At 42.5% G+C, this 2,045-nt stretch carries 2 protein-coding genes; both read left to right on the top strand.

What is annotated here, in order from left to right; translation table 11 throughout:
- On the top strand, window positions 1-780 hold a 780-nt coding region (locus RQ763_RS01050; protein WP_314150590.1), incomplete at its 5' end, for a cytochrome c3 family protein.
- Between the two features lie 74 nt (window positions 781-854).
- On the top strand, window positions 855-2,045 hold a 1,191-nt coding region (alaS, locus tag RQ763_RS01045; protein WP_314150589.1), incomplete at its 3' end, for an alanine--tRNA ligase.

Below are 2,045 nucleotides of genomic sequence, written 5' to 3'. Positions count from 1 at the left end.
CACTACTGCAAAAGCATTAATCTGCATCTCGGAGAGAACAGCCTCAAGGTCGTCGGATACAAAGAGGGCAAAGTGGTAAAAGAGGAGACAAAAGAGCTTTTTTTAACATCACAGGTCGACAAGGAGTATAGATACCCGCCCAAAGATTATAACAAAAGCTATTTTCATAACGATGAGAATGAGAAGATTTGCTCAAAATGCCACGACATGAGCGTTAACGAGGTTGAGGGCGTAGCATTTGAGGATATTACAAAATCCAACTGTTACGAGTGTCATAAAAAGATAAACAGAGATGAGCATTCGCATGCACCCTCAATCAACTGGCTCTGCACCTCCTGCCACAACGGTAATGTCGGCGCGTTTAATCAAACAGACAATGCCAAGACAAAATATAGTGTTCCAGACCCCATAGAAGAGATTTGTCTCTCTTGCCATAAAAAGCACAAAGAGGAGTGGAGTAAAAAGAGGTTTCATCATGAACCTGCAGAGTCAGGAAGATGCAACAGATGCCACAATTCACACTCATCACCAAGTGAGTTCTATTTGAGAAAACCGGCTTGGGAACTCTGTACAGGATGTCATAAAGAGAAGATTGAGGGTGTGCATATTGTTAAAACATTTGGAAGAAAGGCACATCCGACGCATAATGTAAAAGACCCTTCTAGGGAGGGAAAGGATTTGAGCTGTGTAAGTTGCCACAATCCGCATGTCTCAAATGCCCCCTCTCTTTTGCAGAGCGAGAGTGCAATGGGGCTCTGTTCAAGGTGCCATAAAAAGTAAAAGAGTCTCTCTTTAAAGAGTTAAAGTGCTATTTTTAGATATAATCGCCCAATTTTATAGCAAGAGATACGTTTATGGATATTAGAGAAGAATTTTTAAGATTTTTTGAATCAAAAAATCATGATAGAGTAGCGAGTTCACCGCTTGTTCCAGATGATGCAACACTGCTTTTTAACAATGCAGGAATGGTTCCTTTTAAGTCTATTTTTACAGGCGAAGTGCCCGCTCCGCAAAACCCGCGTGCAGTTTCATGCCAAACATGTATCCGTGCTGGCGGAAAACACAACGACCTCGAAAATGTTGGTTATACGGCAAGACACCACACATTTTTTGAAATGCTTGGCAACTTTAGCTTTGGAGATTACTTCAAAAAAGAGGCAATTGACTATGCATGGGAGTTTATAACCGAGGTTCTTAAATTTCCAAAAGAGAAGCTTTGGGTTACCGTGCATGAGAGTGACGATGAGGCAGAAGAGCTTTGGATGCGCCATGTAAGCAAAGAGCGAATTATGCGTCTTGGCGACAAAGACAACTTTTGGCAGATGGGTGATACAGGACCATGCGGACCATGTAGCGAAATCTTTTTTGACCAAGGTAAAGAGAGTTTTAGCGGTCCTGAGGATTACATGGGAGGCGAGGGCGATAGATTTTTGGAGATCTGGAACCTTGTTTTTATGCAGTATGAGAGAAGCAGCGACGGCACTCTAACGCCTCTTCCAAAACCTTCAATAGATACCGGTATGGGTCTGGAGCGTGTTGTAGCAATCAGCGAGGGCGTTACAAGCAACTACTCCTCATCACTTTTTGTGCCGATAATTGCAAAGATTGAAGAGTTGATTGCAAAAGAGTATGTATATGCAGAGGGCGCATCATACAGAGTTATAGCCGACCACATAAGAACCGCACTTTTTCTTCTTGCTCAGGGCGTAAACTTCTCCAATGAGGGTCGCGGTTATGTGCTTCGCAGAATATTGCGCCGCGGTGTAAGACATGGTTACCTGCTTGGTTTCAGCGAGCCTTTTATGTACAAACTTGTAGATACGGTTGTGACAATTATGGGCAAAGAGTATGACTACTTGGCGCAAAAATCAGAGATTGTAAAAGAGCAGATAGAGCTTGAAGAGGCGAGATTTTTCAAAACTATTGCATCGGGAATCGAGCTTTTTAATGAAGAGCTTAAAAATACAAAAGAGATTTTTAGCGGCGAGGTTGCATTTAAACTCTACGATACTTTCGGTTTTCCGCTTGATTTGACCGAGGATATG

It is taken from the genome of Sulfurimonas sp., assembly GCF_032250635.1.
GTDB lineage: Bacteria > Campylobacterota > Campylobacteria > Campylobacterales > Sulfurimonadaceae > Sulfurimonas.
Note: the sequence above shows the minus strand (reverse complement) of the source record. Positions and strands in the feature narration are given on the sequence as shown.